This is a genomic window from Citrobacter sp. wls706, assembly GCF_005281305.1.
Classification (GTDB): Bacteria; Pseudomonadota; Gammaproteobacteria; order Enterobacterales; family Enterobacteriaceae; genus Citrobacter; species Citrobacter werkmanii.
In genome coordinates this window covers 180,607-199,301 of sequence record NZ_SZXG01000032.1, presented here as the reverse complement: position 1 = coordinate 199,301, position 18,695 = coordinate 180,607, and the positions used below count along the sequence as shown (strand labels likewise).

The window sequence follows — 18,695 nt, the reverse complement described above, 5'->3', positions numbered from 1 at the left end:
GGTGATTCCTATTTATCCATCGGGAAGCCCTCTTCCCGCATTTTGATGAAAACTTGCTGCCAGCGAGAAAGTCTCTTGCTGTCCCCAACGCGCTTATTGTTCTGATTGCCCGGAAGCCAAAGACCAGTGTTGTTAAAGGAGTACACGGGTAATAAATCCATACGCTGCGTAGCTGGTGAAATGGTATTGGTCAGGCTGTCGAGTACCAGAGGAATTGCTTCAGGCGTGAGGTACCAGGCCAGTACCATATGCGCCCGGTTATAACGCAGGGCCTTAACATAAGTGATGCGTAGTTTGTCTTCGGAGATGCCCAACTGGCGGAGAGTGAAATATTTAGCGATCGCGTAGTCTTCGCAATCCGCTTCGCCTTTGCGCAGTGATTCAATGGGGGTTGCCCAGTAATCGACGTCATGCCAGGCGTCAATATCTTCGGTATAACGGAGCTTATCGTTAAAAAATTGGTTTACGGCGTGTAATTGTGTTTGTTCGTCTGCATAACGCAACTGGAGCAACAACTGCTGCCAGGCCTTGATCCGCCGTTGCGCTTGCGGACTCGCGGGACCGTAAAGCGCGTCGGATTTCTGCTGGATGCTGGCAAAATCCCAGGCGGCGCGCAGCGAATGGACCGTCAATAGCAACAGCAGCACCCCAGGGATTTTCCACAGGCGCAGCAAGCGGTGGTGTAACGAGCGGCTGATAGTGTTCAATTATTATGCTGACAGCTGGCTGGCGACAGGATTTTCATCTTTTCGCAGGACCAGGGAGACAGCCACTTTTTGCGTAACTGCGCGTTGATCGGTGAGGCGAAGAAATCTTTCAGCGTGCTGTTTACAAACGTCACGAACTGCGGATCGTTTTTCCTCATCATAATGGCATAGTGCATATCATTGCCGATGCTCTGTGCCGACACGCTGAACAGTTCCGGTTGCTCGCTATCCTTAATTAACGGCCAGGCCAGCACATCATCAAGGAACAAGGCGGCGGCTTCATTATGCGCCATCTTGTCAAACGCACCGTTTATCGTGGTGGTAGTAATTGTCGAAATATTAAGATGCTGCTCTCTGTTGGTTTTATTAAACTCCAGCAAATCTTTTGAGCTTCCTGGCAGGCTCACCGTGCGGCCTTTAAGGTCGTCAATCGAGTGGATATTATTTTTACGTAACGCAATGATGCGCATTTTTGCGATGTAATAGTTGAGAGAAAATGAGACGCTGGACATCCGCTCCGGCGCATTGGTATTTACGCTACAGTCCATATCAATTTTGCGCGTGTTTAATGCGGTAAAGCGTTCCCCAAAGCTCACGGGAATATAATGAATAGTTAAGCTGTTGAGCTTAAGATACTGGCGCAACTTATCGGCAATTATGTTACATACCGCAATGGTATAACCCGTTACCTTGCCATTGTGGTCGGTAAATGAAAACGGCGGCAACTGGCGATAGCCCACGTTTAGCACGCTGCTGTTTTGAATATGGTCGAGCGTCGCGGCGTTTTGCTGCGCCATCAGCGCAGGAGAGATGACGATACCTGCCAGTAGGAGCAGCCATTGCACCTTACGTTTCACCCTTGCCATCTCACGATTAATTATATTTTTCATAATCAAAACTGATCTTCTTTTTAGCAGCTGTTAGTGCTTTCAGGTTATCTGACATGGGAATGTTTAAATTAATGGCTTTTGGCGGAATCGGTGACTGAAACCATTTATTGTACAGCGCAGTAAATTCGTTGCTGGTCATCAGAGAGGAGAGTGCATCATCAACAAACTCTTTAAATTCTTTATCATGTAACGGGAGCAACAGTCCTGCCGGAAGGGGGGCGCTGAGCGCGATATCGGAAAGCGCATAATCTTCAGGGTTTGGCGTTTGTGCAATCATCCCTTTAAGTAATACCGTGCTGGAGATCAGTGCTGAATACTCACCGTTCTTCAGTTCGTTGAAGGCCGTAATATTATTGGTGTCGAGTTGAATATTAATATCCAGATCATTCGCAGCATTCACTTTTTGCAGTTGCTCAACGTAAATCGTACCGCTTTTTACCAGTACGCTATGTCCGGAAAGTTCAGCCAGGTTGTCGTTGCTTTCGGTTTTTCGCATCACAAAGCGGGTGCTCGAAAAGTAAAACGGCAGGGAGAACTCGCTCATGCTGTGCCGGCTTTGTGAATAAAAGGCAGGTATACACATGATGTCTGCCATGTGGTTTTTAATCAGCACAAACTGCGATGCTGAATTGGCTTTTACCCACTCTATTTTTAGGTTTTTTAGCTGAAGCTTTGTCTTGAGCGCGCTGACGATACTGTTGCAGATATCAATGGAGTAGCCCGCAGGGGTATTTCCATTTTGCCAGGAGAAGGGAAACGCATCATCCTGATAGCCAAGGGTAATGGTTTTCTTGCTGGCGATTTGTTCAAGCGTATGCAGTTGCTTATCTGCCATGCATGGCGTGGCCACTGCCAGCAGTACAACCATCATGAGCAGGCGTTTTGTCAGGCGAAAGATGTCAGGCATTGCTCAGACCTTCTTCAATAGCCTCTTCGGCAAACGCGGAAAGCACCTCACGTTCGCGAAGCGGGTAGCTAAAGAAATAGCCCTGAACATTCTGACACTCTATGTCGCGCAGGATGTCGCGCTGTTGCGCGGTCTCTACCCCTTCCGCGGTGACCGACATATTGTACTTATGGGCAAACTGAATCAGCATCACAATCAAATACTGGCTGGCATTATCCTGCTGCAGTTTATCGACCAACGTGCGGGCGATCTTGATGCGGGTGAAAGGATAGATCAGCAGGTAATCCAGCGCCGCATACCCGGTACCCAGATCGTCCATGGCAATTTCGATACCCATAGCGCGGATCTCTTGCAGTACAGGTAAGGCGATTGATCTATCCAGTTTCTCGGATTCGGTAATTTCTATTTCAAGGCGTTCTGCCGCGAGTTGGCTGATGCGTAAGGCGTCTTTGATCACATCAACCAGCCCCGGACTGTGCAACTGGTAGGCCGATATATTGATGGCAATTCTGGTGCGCTCCGGCCATTTAGCCGCCGCTTCACAGGACTGACGAATAATCCATTCACCTAAACGCACAATCAGGCCGGAACTTTCGGCTATGTTGATAAAATAATCTGGATAAATTAGTCCCTTGGTGGGGTGATTCCAGCGGATCAGCGATTCATAGCCATACACGCTTTCATCTGCCAGGTTTATGATTGGCTGGTAGTGAAGTTCGAACTCCTTGTTATCAATACCATCAATGATTTCCTGATTAATAAACAGGCTATGGGTCTGCTTCATCACCATGCCGTCTTCAAAGAAATGGAAGCAGCCGCGGCCATGATGCTTAGAGGCATACATAGCAAGATCGGCATTGATCATCAGTGTCGAGGTATTGTTGCCCTGATATGGCGCGGTGGTGATACCGATGCTACAGCTGATGGAAAAAGTATGCGTGCTCCAGGTGAATGGTGTACTCAGCGCACGAATAATGCGTTTTGCCAGACGATTCGCCTCTCTGATGGCATTGTCGCTGACATGTTGCAGGATGGCGAACTCATCACCGCCCAGACGCGCCGCGATGTCGTTGGGTCCCAGCAATAACTGCAGACGCTGGGCAACGCTGATTAACAACTCATCTCCGGCTTTATGGCCGAAGGTATCGTTGACTGGCTTGAAATTATCGAGGTCAATCAACAGCAGGTTGAACGGTTTTTCATCCAGATGAATTTCACTGACGCGCTTATCTAACGCCTGACCAAATGAAACGCGGTTGGGTAGGCCGGTCAGCGAATCATGATGGGCCATATGCTCCATCTTTTGCGACATTTCATGCATGCGTTGTAGATAACCGCGCTCTTTCATCGCGACGCGCAATTTTTCAATCGCTCCTGCAAGATGCCCAATCTCATCGTCCTGATCAAGATAGGGGGTAATGCAGTCGGTCTCCTCATGGGCAATGCGGGTGAGGGAGTTGATCAGCAGTGGAACCGGACGGAATAAACGACGCATAAACATCGTAACTAATGCCAACGTCACCAGCATAATCAGGATGAAAATGATGCAGCTCTTTTTCAGCATTGCATCGTAGGTGGCGTATAAATCGCTTTTTTTACCGATGCTACTTATCAGGCTCCCGAGGATCTCACCGGAAGGCGTCAAAATTGGCACGGCGCTGATAAAACACTCTTCGCCATTAATCTGGGCGAAACCAACATAGTAATTGACCAGCACATCGCGCGGCAGACGACCAGAGAAGGAAATAATTCCCTCGCCATTTTCAGACTTGTTGTTAATCCCAACATACCCTTTTTCCGGCGTATAGAGAAACAGCCAGGTGGGGCTGTGCGTCTGCACGGATGCCAACGCCAGGACGTCTACCGGGTTATAACCGGTTTGCAGAATGGAGTCGGTGTCGCCAAGTTGTCTGTCGGAGACGATGCGGGAGATCTGCCCGGCATCGCTGGTTTCAACCGAAACGGTAGTGTACACGCTGCGAATGATATAGGTCATAATCTGTGCATTCGCCTCAGCGCGCTGCACCCACTGCTGATAAGAAAAGTTGTCTATCAGGCTCCAGTTGGTAAAGGCGCCTGCGCTAAAAGCAATAACGATACCCACCAGCAAAAATTGCGTTATTTTGCCAGTGATGGAATGTTGCCACCCTTTTATTGCTTTAAGGGAAAACAGAGACTTTGCCACGGATTATGTTAATTCCTGAATTGATTAGGCGATGCTAAATTTATTTCTGTTATTTCTTAATGGGATATTATTGTTGCAAATAAGTAGATGAAAGATGTGAAACGCAATGACGTAACAAATAACTAACATTGAACCAGCGTGAGTAATGGCAACAATAACGGTATGCGAATATAGATAACGCTGTGCTTTTCGTCAACAGGTAAAAATGTTCATAAAAATACATTTTTCATTATGCCTCTTCCAGGATATTAATGTTGACATTAAAACGACAAGGAGTGTTTTTTGTTTGTACTGGTTGGAGGTGTGGTGAAGTTGTCAGTAATGTGTGGTTTTTATATTTATCATCAATGAATTAGCTATGCTACTAAGTGTGTGTATTGTAGTTTCATCCCGCCGGGATGTCCATTTTTGTCTATTAATGAGTATTTATTTCCTGATCTGATATGAATAAGATGCTCGCTTCAATATAGAGCCTAACTTTATTTTCTCAGTGCGCGGTCAATGTTGACAATTTTGCTATGGTTCAGCGACTGACCCAAAAGGATTTGTTTGTGACATTCGAGTCTGGATTAAAGTCCTATTGGTATAGTGCATAGCGGATAAATTGATTTGGACGCGATAATAAATACTAACACAGCAAAAAGCATTCAAAAATGGTGCCTGCCACTTGCTTTGCCTGGCCTGTTATATCCACTGGCACAATATCTTAACGGTTATTGTCTTCTCAATAATAATATTTTAACAGTTTACGATCTCAAACTCGCCGTATTTTCCGCCGCATTGGTTCTGTTTGGTTTTCGGGTATTGCCGGGATTTATTCTGTTTCTCGCGTTGATGTTCGTAGTGGGGCCACAAAGCGAGCGGGTGGATGCGCTGTGCCTGGTTATGGCCTCAACCTTTAGCTACGCCGCATACCGCAACGTTACGGGCAGACGCAGCTGCGCCAGTTTTGGCCGTATAAAAATCAGCCTGAGCCGCCTGATTTGGCTATGCGGCTTCAACATCCTGCTCTATCTGTTATTCAGCAGGATTTTTGCCGTGTTCGTCACCCATGGCCATCGCCCGGATGTGGACAATATTCCAGTTATGAGCCTGGAGATGCTGGTACGTATTCAGGGGATCATCAACGGTTGCCTGACGGGCATCCCCTTTTTCTACAAAATTTATCGCATCATTCGTCGACCGACTTATCTGTTGACCTTTATCAGAGCGATTGTCTTTCAGTGTAAAGGGAATATCACCGCCTTTGGCGTCAGTATCTGGTGTATTTTGCTGATTTCACTGATGTTCTGTTTGACGTCACCACACAGTCCGAACATCTTTTTTTCTTTCTATAGCCTGATCCTGTTATTTCCATTGATGCTGTGGGGGGCGATTAAGATTGGTCACTCGTTCACCATGCTGGTGTGGACAGTCGTACTGATTATTTTAGGCAAACATAACGACAGCTATATCGCCAGCGACATCAATTTCATGCTGCATCAGGCGCTGGTTTCCACCCTTATTTTTGTCTTTTCACTCACCATTGTGATCATGGGAGCGCTGGCAAAATTTACCCGCCAGCGGTTTAACCAGGTCCTGCTGTTGGGTCTGACTGACCCGATGACGGGTATGGCGAACCTGCGTGCTCTGAAGACGGAGTTGTTTACCACTGAGGGGGCGACGGTATGCCTGATACAGATCCCCGAGCTGGAGCTCTTTTCGCGCCGCTATGGTTTTCATTTTCGCGCCCGCTACCAAAAGATCCTTGCTGAGCATCTCAGAAGTCATCTGATCAAAAGCGAGAAGGTCTATTATCACGCGGGTTATGATCTGCTTATCCGCCTGGAGAATGGGTCCTGGGAGCGGTTATGCGACCTGTACCAGGCAGCTAATAGTTTTCGCCTCTTCTACAACAACCGCCGGCTGGGTTTTCGCAGTGGTTTGGGCTATTGCCTGATTAACGAGCATAGCGATGACATCTACCAGCTGGTGGGTAAGCTCGGCATGGTAGCTGGTTTATCTCTGACCAACGGCAGGCCGGAAAATCTCGAAGCGCAGCATAGTCGGGTCCTTGGCAACCACATCGTTGATAAAACAGAAATCCGCACCGCATTGCAAAATGCGCTGGATAATAATGCCTTCGTTCTGATGGCCCAGCCGATAGTCAGTACCCGTGGCGAAGCGCCATATCATGAAATATTGATCCGTATGCTCAACGAACGGGGGGAATTTATTCCACCAAACAGCTTTCTGCCGGTTGCCCATGATGCGGGACTGGCGCCGGATATCGATCTGTGGGTTATCGAAAACACCCTAAAGTTCATGCGCACCCATCCGCAGCGCTGTTTTGCCATTAACCTGGCACCAGTAACGGTGTGTCGTTCAAATATTGTCACCAGAATTACTCAGCTTCTGCACGATTACGCTGTGGAGCCGCAGCGGATTATTTTTGAGATAACCGAAGCGGATACGTTATCAGATAAAGAACAAACCGTGGAAACCCTGAGCTTAATACGTCAGCTGGGATGCCGCGTGGCGATTGATGATTTTGGTACCGGATTTGCCAGTCATGCGCGCTTGATGAATATCGAAGCAGACATCCTGAAAATAGATGGATCTTTTATTCGCCGGATCACCGAAAGCGAGATCAGCTACTACATCGTCGAGTCATTCTGCCGTGTCGCTGAAATGAAAAATATGCAGGTGGTCGCTGAATTTGTCGAAAACGCCAATATTCAGGCATGTCTGGAAAAAATGAATGTTGGGTGGTTACAGGGATATCACATTGGCAAACCTACGCCATTGCTCACGTTGGAATAGCAGGGCGCTAACGCCTTATGGCCAAAAAAAGTAATTTCTTCTCAGGCAGAGAATAAAAATCATGAGTGACATTAGTAAAGTGAAGAATCGAACGGCGGGCGCTGCCGGTATGGGACCGCGCGCCCGACTGCTCTCATGGCTGCACAATATCCATCCCGGTGTGGCCATGAAGCTCGGTATGATTCTGGTTTTTTGTATTGCAACGCTGCTGATTGGTGCCTCTTTTATATTATCTTCTTACCTTTCCCGGGAATTGCAGGCTAATGCCCTGGAGATGATTAAAACCAACACGCGTATTTTCCACAATAGTATTTCTAATGAATTCCAGCGCGTCACCCGCGATGCAGAGCATTACAGTAATGTTTATATTAATAATTACCAAAACGTTGCCGATAAACCGCTGCGTTATATGGACGCAACTGAATTAAAAGCGGTATTGAGCAATCCTAATACGAACGCGCATTTCACCGAATTAACCAGCGTATTTGCCAGCACATTTATTCTGCAAGGCGAGCAGTTTGTGCGCGTTAGCAGTACGTTATTGGCAAGCTCTGGCAATACGGCTACCGCAACGGCATTGGGGCACGATAACCCAGCATTGCCGCTACTGCTGAAAAACAAACCGTTTTCGGGTGTGGTCACGCTGTTTGGAAAGCAGTTTATTAGCCACTATGAGCCGATAGCCGATAAATATGGTCAGGTCGTTGGCGCGGTTGCGGTGGGATTCGATGTTAAACAAAGTCTGCAACCGATCATTCAGCGTTTGCTGAATGTGCATATTGGTAAAGAGGGTTACGCCTACGTGCTGGATGCCGGATTCGAACCGGGTCGTATGTTGGTCCATCCATCGTTGAGCAATCAACAGGCGATTAATATCACCGATGCCAATGGCTATAAGCTGTTTGCCGATATCCTCGAACATAAAAATGGCATTACTTACTACAACTGGGTAAGTCGCTACGGTACACCGCCAAGAACCAAGGTTGCCGTCTATGAATATATCGACGGGATCGACTGGATTATTGCCACCACCAGCTACGTTGATGATGTATCCAGAAGCAGTAACCTGGTACGCAATGGCCTGTTGCTGTTCACGGCTTTTCTGTTACCGGTCATTTTAGTGTTGATTGCCGTTGCCAGTCGTTTTCTGATTTCACGCCGTTTAAACCGCGTACTCGGGATTGCGCAGACCATCGCAAAAGGAGATTTAACGGTTGATGTTGAGATCGATCATCACGATGAAATAGGTGAACTGCTGAGCGCGGTAGAGATGATGCGTCAGCGTCTGCACTCGCTGGTCGGCGATATGGTTTCTCACGCGGATTCGGTACACCAGGCTTCACTGCATATTACCGAAGCGGTAGATGGTCAGGCGTCAACCAGCGTGGAAACGTCATCCTCGGTGGCCGAGATTACCTCCACGATGGAAGAGTTATCGGCTTCATCGACACAGATTGCTGAGCACTCGCGGGCGGTAGTGGATATTGCCAACCAGACGCTTGAGGATTGCAATAAAGGTTCAGAGTCGATGTCACAATTGCTGATGCGGATGACGGATATTGATACCGATAATCAGCAAAACATGCGTGAAATTATGATGCTCGGCAATAAGTCGACGGAAATCAGTCGCGTGATGGTGATCATCAATAGCGTTGCCGATCAAACGAAACTTATCGCCTTTAACGCCGCGCTGGAGGCCGCCAGCGCAGGAGAAGCCGGTAAGCGTTTCTCGGTGGTCGCGGCTGAAATTCGTCGTCTGGCCGACTCCGTGACGGAATCGACGGTTGAGATCGAGAATAAGATCAGCGAGATCCAAAACGCGATCAATCGTCTGGTGCTGAACGCGGAGAAAGGTGGCGAGAGCATTAAAGCGGGAGCCAGAGCTTGTAAAGTCAGCGCTGAACATCTGAACGACATCGTCGTTACCGCCGAGCAAACCTCTACGGCGGCGCTACAAATTTCACTATCGACCCAGCAGCAGAAAACGGCGAGCAATCAGGTGGTCATGGCGCTGCGTGAGATCGTGGTGGCCAGTAACTATACCTCGCAATCGATCAAAGACATTTTGGTTGTCAGTCAGGATATGACGCAACTGTCGAAAGCACTGAAAGAAGCGTCGACGTCATTCACCTTGACGGAAACGGATGCATGAACAGCGGCAATATACGGGTGCTGATCCTTGACCTGGACAGCGCATCGCGTAATGAACTGGTCAGGCAACTGGAAGATCATCCGCACATTAAAGTGGTGGGGCAAGCCGCCCATCGCAGACAAGCGATGAGATTATTACAACAGCTGATGCCCGATCTGCTGATTCTGACGCTGGATACCTCAAGCCCCGATAACGTCGAGGTTGTGGAAACGATCATGGCGACCAGCGCTATTCCCATCCTTGTGATGCGGTTTTGCCCAGAGAAACAATGGGATGATGATTATATTTCCCGTGGGGCGCTGGCGGTGCTGCACCATAGCAGCGATTTCCCGCTCTCGACCGATGCGCTGCATCGCAAAGTGGAATTGTTGGTCGGTGTGAAAGTGATTCGTCATATCAAGGGATTACGCCACCCAACCGAACCGGTCATGCCCGCCGCGCGCCCGACGATGGACACAGTAAAGACACCGCAGGACTGGCCTTTTGTGCTGGCGATTGCCTGCTCGACGGGGGGGCCGCAGGCGCTGAGTAAGCTATTGCAGGAACTCCCCGGTACATTCCCGTGTCCGGTGCTTATCGCCCAGCATATTGCCGATGGCTTCGCAAAAAATATGGTGCACTGGCTGGACAGCGTGACCGAACTGAAGGTGCGGCTGGCGCAGGAAGACGATCGGGTCGAAGCAGGGTACGTCTATATTTTACCGCCGGAGCAGCATCTGATCGTCAAAAGCAATCAACGGCTGGCGGCAATCCCCAGACAGGAAAGCGATGTCTATCATCCCAGTTGCAATCTGTTGCTGGAGTCGGTGGCTGAGGTGTTTCGCGAAAAGGCCGTCGGGCTGATTATGACGGGTATGGGTAGCGATGGTTGTCGCGGCATTGAGCTTATTTTCCGCCGGGGAGGAAGAACGCTGGCGCAGGATGAAGAAAGCTCGGTGGTGTTCGGTATGAATAAGAACGCGATCGACAGGCAACTGATACACCGCACGATCCCTCTGGACGGTCTCGCGAAGGTGCTGCTATCGATGGCCTTTCACGGGCATTTTGAGAGTAAATTGCCATGATCCCCAATCTTCCTGATTACGCCCGCCTGATCAAAGACCGGGTGGGTTTGCACTTTGATAACGCAATGGAAGCGTTGCTGAAATCGGCGCTGAAACGGCGTATGAGCGAACGAAACATCAGTAATTACTATGAATATTATGAACAACTGCGTATTTCGCAGGACGAGTTTGATCGCTTCATTACGCTGATAACCATTAACGAAACCTATTTCTTCCGCGAAAACGAGACGCTGGATTTGATCTGCGATAAGTGGGTCCCGCGTCTGCTGCAACAGCGCAGCGGCCCGGTGCGTATTCTCAGCGCCGGCTGCTCTTCCGGAGAAGAAGCCTATTCGCTGGCGATTAAACTGCATGAGAAATACCAGGGCGAAATGGCTCAGCGGATTGAAATTTACGGTTGTGATATTGACCCGGTAATCCTGGCAAAAGCCAGAAACGCCAGCTATTCAAGCTACTCGTTTCGCGGTGTCGACCCAGGCATTCAGCAGCGCTATTTTACCCGCTCAGGAAACCTCTACCGACTGCATGATGCGATCCGTGAGAAAGTCTCGTTTCACCGCACCAACATTATAAAAGAGCAGCTGTTGCCGGAAGTGGACATCATTTTGCTGCGTAACGTGTCTATCTATTTCGACACACCAACGCGTCGTGAACTGCACGGTAATTTGTCGAAAATGCTCCAGCCTCAGGGGGCCTTATTTTTTGGCAACGCGGAAACGTTGGCCAACAATTTCGACATTCTGAAGCTGGAGCAGGAAGAGGGCATTTTTTATTTTTGCCACCATCGTGAACCGCCAACAATCGTACCGGTACCCAGGGTAGCGGTACGCGCTCCGCAGCCGAGAGCGGTAGTGGAGTATGAACCTTCCATGCCCATGGCTCAGCAAAATGATGACTGGCTAAAAAAGGCTCGTGCCTGTCTCGATGAAAAATGTTTTTCAGAGGCTGAAACGTGCATCGCCCACGTACTACGCGACGATCCCCGTAACCCGGATGCGTTGCTGATTCAGGGCGTCATTGCCCTTGAGCAGCGTGAATTTTCTCAGACAGCCGGAAATGCGCAGAAGATCCTCGCTCAGGATGAGTGGTCGGCAGAGGCCAAAATGCTGCTCGGCCTGGCGATGATGTGGCAGCGTCAGACGCAGCAGGCTATCGCCTGGTTTAAACAGGTGGTTTATCAGGAGCCTGGTTACTGGCCGGCGCACTATTATCTGGCCGAAATGTACCGTCAAAGCGAGTTAAGTCAGCCTGCGCAGCGTACGTATCGCGTGGTGATGCAACTGCTGAACGACGAAATGAACAACCCATCTGCGGTTTGTCGTCTGCGTTTGCCGATGGTGTTTCCTGGCAATACGTTTCGTTTTCTTTGTGAACATCAACTGGCGCAATTTGCCCACCGAAGTGGCTAATAAGAGCGATTATGGCTATCGATCTGAAAAAATTCGTTCTGCGCTTTATTGATGAAGGGAGAGGTCATTTGCAGACGATCAGCGAAGGGGCGTTCCTCCTCTCCGCTGATGAACATACTGAAGCCTGGATAGGTGAGATGTTTCGCGCCGCGCATACCCTGAAAGGGGGCGCGCGGATGCTGAAACTGCAAAGTATCGCTGATGTCACTCATCATCTTGAAGATGTATTAAGTGAGCTACGCGATAACAAACTGACGCCGGACAGGGCGCTGGGTAATCTGATTCATGAGTCCGTGGAATATCTTTCGGGCCAGTTGACCCAGCTTTTTGTCAGCGAGGGCGATAATCAGTTGCCACCGGCAGATGCCGGGCTATGCGAACGCTTGGCATCCGCCAGCCGGGGAGAAACCGTTACTGTGGCGCAGGAGTCGCCAGCGGCTACGGACAAACCTGGTGTTTCGGCTTCTGCCGCAGCCCCCTCCCTGGACTCCGGTATCAAGCAGGCCGATTTCGTACGAGTTAAGCTGAACAAGCTGGACGGCCTGATCGACATCCTCGGGGAAGTGCTCGCCGGACATGATCGCCTTGAACAGCAGATCCAAAACCTGAGTCAGTTGGTCCCCCGATTGCCGGGCCTGAGCGCCGAGCAGCTTCGCCAGCAGATCCATGATTTCAGCGCTCAACTAAAAGAAAGCGTTCAGCTCCAGCATTTGCAGATGTTTGAACTGTACGACGTGGCGGCGCGGATCCGCATGCTTCCGCTATCGACGCTGTTTGAGCCGATCTCCTTACAGGTCAGTGAACTGGCTTCCACGCTGAACAAACAGGTGGTGTGCCGCTTCGTCGGCGGTGAAGTGGAAATCGACCGCCAGCTCATTGACCGGCTATCGGAATCGCTGACGCATTTGCTGCGTAACGCGGTCGATCACGGCATTGGCGAGATCGACGAACGCCTGGCGCTGGGTAAATCGACCCGTGGCACCATTACCATCACCACTCAACAGGACGGCAGCGGAATATTACTGCGCATTGAAGATGACGGTCGCGGTCTCAACTATGAGGCCATCAGCGCGAAGGCGGTCAGCAAAGGCCTGGTTCCCGCATCGATGGCCGGACAACTCTCCGAGCAGGAGTGTAATGAGCTGATTTTTCATCCCGGCTTTTCCACCAGCAAGATAGTCTCTGAGCTGTCGGGGCGCGGTGTGGGTCTTGATGTGGTGCGCAAAACGGTGGTGACCGACCTGCAAGGTGATTTGCAGGTATACAGTCGCCCGGGCGTCGGAACCAGCTTTAGCCTGCGCCTGCCTGTCTCGCTGACGATGATGCGAATTATGCAATTTGAAGAGCAGGGACACCTGTTTGGACTGGCGGCGCAGTATGTGGTTGAGGTGGTGGAGTGTACTGCGCAGGGGATTAGCGAAATCGCCGGGCGACCGGCCATTATTTTGCATAACGAGTTTATTCCCGTGGTTTGCGCAGGCGCTCTGCTGGGCATTCACGATCGCCAGGGCAATCTTTCATCGGCGGGACAACGTTTAATCGTCGTGCAGAACCAGTACAGCAAAATGGCGCTGCGGGTAGATAAGCTGCTCGATGAACGCAAGATGATGATCAAACCGTTACCAAAGCATATGCAGCAGCAGTCGCTGGTCTCCGGGATGGTACAGACGCCGGATAACCAACTGGTCAGCATTCTGCAAGTGCCTGCGCTGATGGCGATGGCGCAACAGTCACGGCGAACCAGCGCCCCGGCGCCAGCGACGAGCGTGGCGCAAGATGCCTGGCACGTGCTGGTGGTTGATGATTCCCTCAATACCCGCGAGATAGAAAAAAATGTGCTGGAGGCGCATGGCTATCAGGTCACGTTGGCTGAAGATGGGCTGTCAGGGCTGCAAAAAGCGAAACTGACCCAATTCGATGCCGTACTGACGGATGTCGAAATGCCGTTTATGGATGGTTTTACCTTCACCAAATCGTTGCGTGCAGAGAAAAATTACCAGCACACGCCAATCATTATCGTGACCTCCCGCGCGAAGGAAGAAGACCGACGACGGGGCATTCAGGTAGGGGCGGACGCCTACATCGCCAAAGGCGATTTCGAGCAGGACAGTTTAATAAAAACATTAAAAATGCTTTTGTGCTGATGGCGCAAAATCGAGAGAGAAGATGCGAATTTTATTAGTGGATGATGATCTTTTTGCGGCTGAGCTGGCCTCTATTTTTTTACAGATGGATGGCTACGACGTGGTGATTGTGGAAGGCGCTATTTCTGCCCTGGCGTGCCTGGATTCGGATAAAAACATCGACCTGGTGATTAGCGATCTGCATATGCCTGAGATCAGTGGTCTGGATTTGTTGGCGCTGTTACGCGCTCAGGCCTGGTCTAAGCCCTTTATATTACTCAGTGCAAACGAAGTGACGGCCAGCGATCTCCTGTATGACCGGTGGGTAAAAAAAGATGAAAACCTGGCGGAAAATCTGGGGGCGGCAGTGAATGCGCTCCTGCTACCGTCCGTGGTCACTGAATAAGCTTGGGCGTTTGATGAAACCAGAAAATAAGCACATAGCCATAGCGGCGGCGCAGGAAAAAATAGCGCGTCTGCGTCAGGGATTTTTACGTCGCATCCCCGATATGCTGGCACAGGCAGAAAGACTGCTCGTTCAATTGGTCGCTGAACCCAGCGAAGCTTGTCGTAAGCAATTGCATATTCTGCTGCACAGTATTCACGGTTCGGCGGGGTCCTTTGGTTTTAGCCCGCTGGCGAATGCCTCAGCAGAAGGTGAGCGTTTACTAACAGAATCGGAATCAGAGCAAAGCATACTGCATTATGATGAGCTGCGGCGAATTATCCGCTGGTTGTATACCCTCACCCAGGAGCAGCTCAATCTTGAACATCGTATTAGCGATACGGAGTTCACCTTGCCTGTCTCCTCCCAGCGCCCGGCAGAGGGATATGTCCGGCGGGCCAGCAAGCCTATCTACCTGTGTGATGATGATGTCGACCAGGTTGAGTTGCTTGCCACCCAGTTGCGCTGTTTCGGCTTTACCTGTCATGTATTCGCCAATACTGAGGATTTTACGCAAGCCGTACTGGCACAACCGCCAGCCGTGGTGATTATGGATGTCAGCTTCCCGGACAACGCCTACGGTGGGCCGTTGACGATGGCGGATCTAAAGCAGAAAGTGGGTAAACCTTTCCCGGTTCTATTTCTCTCCTGCCACAGCGATTTTAACGCCCGTATCAACGCCATTAAATCCGGCTGTGATGGCTACTACGTGAAACCGGCTTCTATCACTGATTTGGTACAGGAACTACACCGCCTGACGCAGCCTTCGCTGAAAAAACCGTATCAGGTGCTGTTGATCGATGATGAGCCCGCGGTGGCGGAATACAACGCTGAAAGGCTGCGCATGGCGGGAATGGAGGTACATGTGCTGGAGAAACCTCACTATTTACTACATGTGCTGAACGCGCAACCTATCGATCTGGTGCTGATGGACTACCATATGCCGGAATTTAGCGGTGAGGAGTTAACGAAACTTATTCGTCAGATACCACAGCATATTGGTTTGCCGATCGCCTATCTCTCCAGCGAGACCAACAAGCATGCGCAGCTTGGGGCAATGAGCATCGGTGCGGAGGATTTTATTCTCAAACAAGCCGACCCCGAGGAGCTCATCCGTGCCGTGACTATCCGTGCCGAAAGAATGCGCGCTCTGCGTGCGCGTATGTCGCAGGACAGTCTGAGTGGATTATATAACCACTCAACGACAACCCATTTTCTGAAAAGCGCGATTGCCGAGTCGAATTACAGCGGTAATCCGTTCTGCATGGTGATGGTGGATCTGGATCATTTCAAAAGCATTAACGACACCTACGGTCACGCGGTTGGCGACCAGGTGATTGTTGGCATTTCGCAGCTGTTTTCCCATCGCTTACGCAGCACCGATATCGTGGGGCGTTACGGGGGCGAAGAGTTTGTCATCATTATGCCCAACACCAGTAGCGAAAAGGCGGCACGGGTGGTCGAACGATTGCGCAGGGACTATGAACAGGTCACCTTCGCCGTCAATGACGCCAGTTTTCACAGTACCTTTAGCGCAGGCATCGCACAGTGGCAGTTTGGCGATCGTGTTGAAACGCTGCGCGAACGCGCCGATCAGGCGCTTTATGCCGCGAAGCAAAATGGCCGTAACACCTTCTGCATTGCTGAGTAAAAAGGAGAAATCATGAGCCAACAGCTGGAGCAAATTCTCGCCCTAAATCACGGTGAAAAGACGGAGTGTGAAAATGTGGATGAGCCGCAGCGAACGCTGGTGCTATTTCAACTGGCGGGTAAAAATTTTGCTTTCTATGGGGCGCAGATAAAAGAGATCCTCGCGGAGCGTCCTATATCCTGGGTTCCCTGCTGTGCGCCGATGCTGGAAGGCGTCATCAACTACCGTGGACGTGTAGAGTCGGTGATGAGGCTGGACAGCCTGATCGATAAACCTGTCGTTAACCCGGCAGGTAAACGCACTATCCTGATTGGCTGCGCCGAGAAAATGCAAAGCGGGATCCTGATCGACAAACTGATTGATGTGTTGGAAGTCGCCGAAAGCCAAATCCACTTGCCGGGAGACTCGCTGCCTCCGGCACTGCAAACTATCGCAGTGGGGGTGGTTAATGTGGTGGAAACCTGGTTCACGCTGCTCGATCTGAATCTGGTTTTTGCGCGTTATCAGGAGACCAGTGGTTATGACGGCTCCCATTAATCTGGCTGCGGTGCGTATTACCCTCGGAACGCTCAATTTTTATATTCCGGCAAACCAGGTCGGGCGCTGTTCGCTGGTGACGCGGGTTGCGCCGGAAATCCCGCGTTTAAGCCAGTGGCTGGGCATTGCCGATGAGCCGCAACAGGGCAGACATTTGCATCTGTTTGTCCCGGATAGCGGCGTTGAAACCGGCTGGTATCTGTGGGGACAACTGGAGAATGTCATCTTACCTGGCGATACCATTTTTGCCGTACCACCGCTTCTGGCGCGCAACTGCCATCTGCCTGCGCTACGTGCGTTGGTGGGCAGCGAAGCCTTCAGCCCGTTGTTAAGCTGGCGATAGGCTAATGGTGTTATAAATCTATTTTACCGCGGCATGAAATAGTTTAGCTGTAAATATTTTTGTTTATCTTTTTTAATGCCGCTCACCTTCCTGTTGTGATATTTACGCTTCATTACATAAGTAATGATTAATTTAAATGTCAGCATGATGACTTTAATTAAATAGCAAGCGCAGGTCCGTCACATTTTTAAATATTTCTATTTGGTTCGCGTCGTGGAAATGATTTAAATCACTTTATTTATTCTTTGTTTATTCAAAATGTTCGGGTGATTCTCCACGATAACAAGGAAATGGATATGAGTTTACCCTCCCAGGATAATAAGGTAGGACCCGGGGCTTATTTTGCTCTGGCATTCGCCGCAGTATTTTTCTCTGGATTACTCGGCGGAAAAGAATGGTACGGTGTATTTGATTTCACCACTCTGAATGGCGCATTTGGCAGGGTTGTCAGTAAAGTGAGTCTTGAAGGCGATACCCTGACGACCGCAACCAGCGCATTTCGTGGTACCGGTGGTCATGGTGCTATGGATGGCTTTCTTTTCGCGCTGGGATTAATCCCCGCAGTAATGTTTGCCTTGGGCATGATTAATGTGCTGGAACACTACGGCGCGCTGCGTGCGGCGCGGCGCCTGTTGACCCCATTATTGCGTCCGCTGATGGGGATCCCTGGAAATACCGGTCTGGCGTTGATTGGCAGCTTGCAGAGTACGGACGTTGGCGCATCGCTTACCCGTAACCTGGCCGATGAAGGTGAAATTACAGAAAACGAAAAGGACATTTTTGCTATGTTCCAGTTTTCTGCCGGGGCCATGATCACTAACTTTTTCTCTTCCGGCGCAATCCTGTTCACCCTGATGGCAGTGGATGGTACCCCGGCGGTACCCGCGTCCATTGGCGCGTGTGTGGCCGTGATGTTCATCATGAAAATTGTTGGCGCCAACATGATGCGCCTGATCCTGACTTTCACCAATAAAAAAGCCCAATCAACTGTTCCGGGAGAAGCATCATGAGTGCGCCAACCTCTAATCCTGTTATTACCGATGTATTTGTCGAAGGTGCGCGTAAAGGCTGGAACATCGCCACCACCAGCACACTGCCAAACGTGGTGATGGCCTTTGTCATCATCAAAGCGCTGGAGATTACCGGGGCGCTGAAAGGGCTTGGCATGATATTCGCTCCGCTGATGGGACTTTTTGGTCTGCCAGGTGAAGCCGCAGCGGTACTGATTGGCGGCTGGATGTCGATGGGCGGAGGTATTGGCGTTGCGATTGGTCTGTTTGATAAAGGCATTCTGACCGGTGAACACCTGGCTATCCTGGCGCCGGCAATTTATTTGATGGGCTCCCAGGTGCAATACCTGGGACGCATTCTGGGGGTTATTGGCACCAGCGCTAAACGTATTCCCCTGATGATTGTTATCTCCGTTTTGAACGCTTTTTTAGCGATGCTGCTGATGCGCATTATTCTCTGATAAGGAAAT

At 50.2% G+C, this 18,695-nt stretch carries 15 protein-coding genes; 11 read left to right on the top strand and 4 right to left on the bottom strand.

The genetic code is table 11. The features are described 5' to 3' along the window. Positions 1 to 8: 8 nt before the first annotated feature. From lapG to FDW92_RS14255, 4 genes are read right to left on the bottom strand one after another with little or no spacing between them, the layout of a single operon-like run. Entirely contained in the window at positions 9 to 707 is a 699-nt protein-coding gene (gene lapG / locus FDW92_RS14270; RefSeq protein WP_081953342.1) for a cysteine protease LapG, read from the bottom strand. Then, entirely contained in the window at positions 704 to 1,597 is an 894-nt protein-coding gene (locus FDW92_RS14265) for a transporter substrate-binding domain-containing protein (RefSeq protein WP_042310648.1), read from the bottom strand. The genes lapG and FDW92_RS14265 overlap by 4 nt, the downstream gene beginning before the upstream one ends. Beyond that, positions 1,581 to 2,504: an amino acid ABC transporter substrate-binding protein gene (locus FDW92_RS14260; protein WP_042310646.1), complete on the bottom strand. Its 924-nt coding sequence runs from the start codon at positions 2,502 to 2,504 to the stop codon at positions 1,581 to 1,583. Before FDW92_RS14260 ends, FDW92_RS14265 begins: the two co-directional genes overlap by 17 nt. Beyond that, a complete protein-coding gene (locus tag FDW92_RS14255) occupies positions 2,497 to 4,689 on the bottom strand; it encodes an EAL domain-containing protein (RefSeq protein WP_042310643.1) in 2,193 nt (730 codons plus the stop codon). The genes FDW92_RS14260 and FDW92_RS14255 overlap by 8 nt, the downstream gene beginning before the upstream one ends. A gap of 672 nt (positions 4,690 to 5,361) precedes the next feature. On the opposite strand from FDW92_RS14255, the gene FDW92_RS14250 reads away from it, so the two are divergent. The 11 genes from FDW92_RS14250 to FDW92_RS14200 all read left to right on the top strand — a co-directional run bounded on the left by FDW92_RS14250 (position 5,362) and on the right by FDW92_RS14200 (position 18,686). After that, the gene (locus tag FDW92_RS14250; protein ID WP_227255161.1) at positions 5,362 to 7,491 is read left to right on the top strand and encodes an EAL domain-containing protein; all 2,130 of its coding nucleotides are present in this window, start codon (positions 5,362 to 5,364) and stop codon (positions 7,489 to 7,491) included. Positions 7,492 to 7,552: 61 nt separating this feature from the next. After that, positions 7,553 to 9,643, top strand: a complete 2,091-nt coding sequence (locus FDW92_RS14245; protein WP_042310640.1) for a Cache 3/Cache 2 fusion domain-containing protein — start codon at positions 7,553 to 7,555, stop codon at positions 9,641 to 9,643. Then, on the top strand, positions 9,640 to 10,707 hold the full coding sequence (locus FDW92_RS14240) for a chemotaxis protein CheB (protein ID WP_042310638.1): 1,068 nt from the start codon (positions 9,640 to 9,642) through the stop codon (positions 10,705 to 10,707). The genes FDW92_RS14245 and FDW92_RS14240 overlap by 4 nt, the downstream gene beginning before the upstream one ends. After that, positions 10,704 to 12,116 (top strand): protein-glutamate O-methyltransferase CheR, encoded by a 1,413-nt coding sequence (locus FDW92_RS14235; protein WP_042310635.1) that lies wholly within the window; start codon positions 10,704 to 10,706, stop codon positions 12,114 to 12,116. The genes FDW92_RS14240 and FDW92_RS14235 overlap by 4 nt, the downstream gene beginning before the upstream one ends. Positions 12,117 to 12,127: 11 nt before the next feature. Continuing rightward, positions 12,128 to 14,260 (top strand): response regulator, encoded by a 2,133-nt coding sequence (locus FDW92_RS14230; protein WP_042310634.1) that lies wholly within the window; start codon positions 12,128 to 12,130, stop codon positions 14,258 to 14,260. Positions 14,261 to 14,282: 22 nt separating this feature from the next. Further along, the gene (locus FDW92_RS14225; protein ID WP_042310631.1) at positions 14,283 to 14,645 is read left to right on the top strand and encodes a response regulator; all 363 of its coding nucleotides are present in this window, start codon (positions 14,283 to 14,285) and stop codon (positions 14,643 to 14,645) included. After that, positions 14,611 to 16,335: a diguanylate cyclase gene (locus tag FDW92_RS14220; protein WP_227255162.1), complete on the top strand. Its 1,725-nt coding sequence runs from the start codon at positions 14,611 to 14,613 to the stop codon at positions 16,333 to 16,335. The genes FDW92_RS14225 and FDW92_RS14220 overlap by 35 nt, the downstream gene beginning before the upstream one ends. 12 nt (positions 16,336 to 16,347) lie before the next feature. Next, positions 16,348 to 16,872 (top strand): chemotaxis protein CheW, encoded by a 525-nt coding sequence (locus tag FDW92_RS14215; protein ID WP_042310629.1) that lies wholly within the window; start codon positions 16,348 to 16,350, stop codon positions 16,870 to 16,872. After that, on the top strand, positions 16,856 to 17,215 hold the full coding sequence (locus tag FDW92_RS14210; protein ID WP_042310626.1) for a hypothetical protein: 360 nt from the start codon (positions 16,856 to 16,858) through the stop codon (positions 17,213 to 17,215). Before FDW92_RS14215 ends, FDW92_RS14210 begins: the two co-directional genes overlap by 17 nt. A 290-nt stretch (positions 17,216 to 17,505) precedes the next feature. After that, positions 17,506 to 18,225, top strand: coding sequence for a nucleoside recognition domain-containing protein (locus FDW92_RS14205; RefSeq protein WP_042310623.1), 720 nt, complete (start codon positions 17,506 to 17,508; stop codon positions 18,223 to 18,225). Beyond that, positions 18,222 to 18,686, top strand: a complete 465-nt coding sequence (locus FDW92_RS14200; protein WP_042310622.1) for a YjiG family protein — start codon at positions 18,222 to 18,224, stop codon at positions 18,684 to 18,686. The genes FDW92_RS14205 and FDW92_RS14200 overlap by 4 nt, the downstream gene beginning before the upstream one ends. Positions 18,687 to 18,695 lie beyond the last annotated feature (9 nt).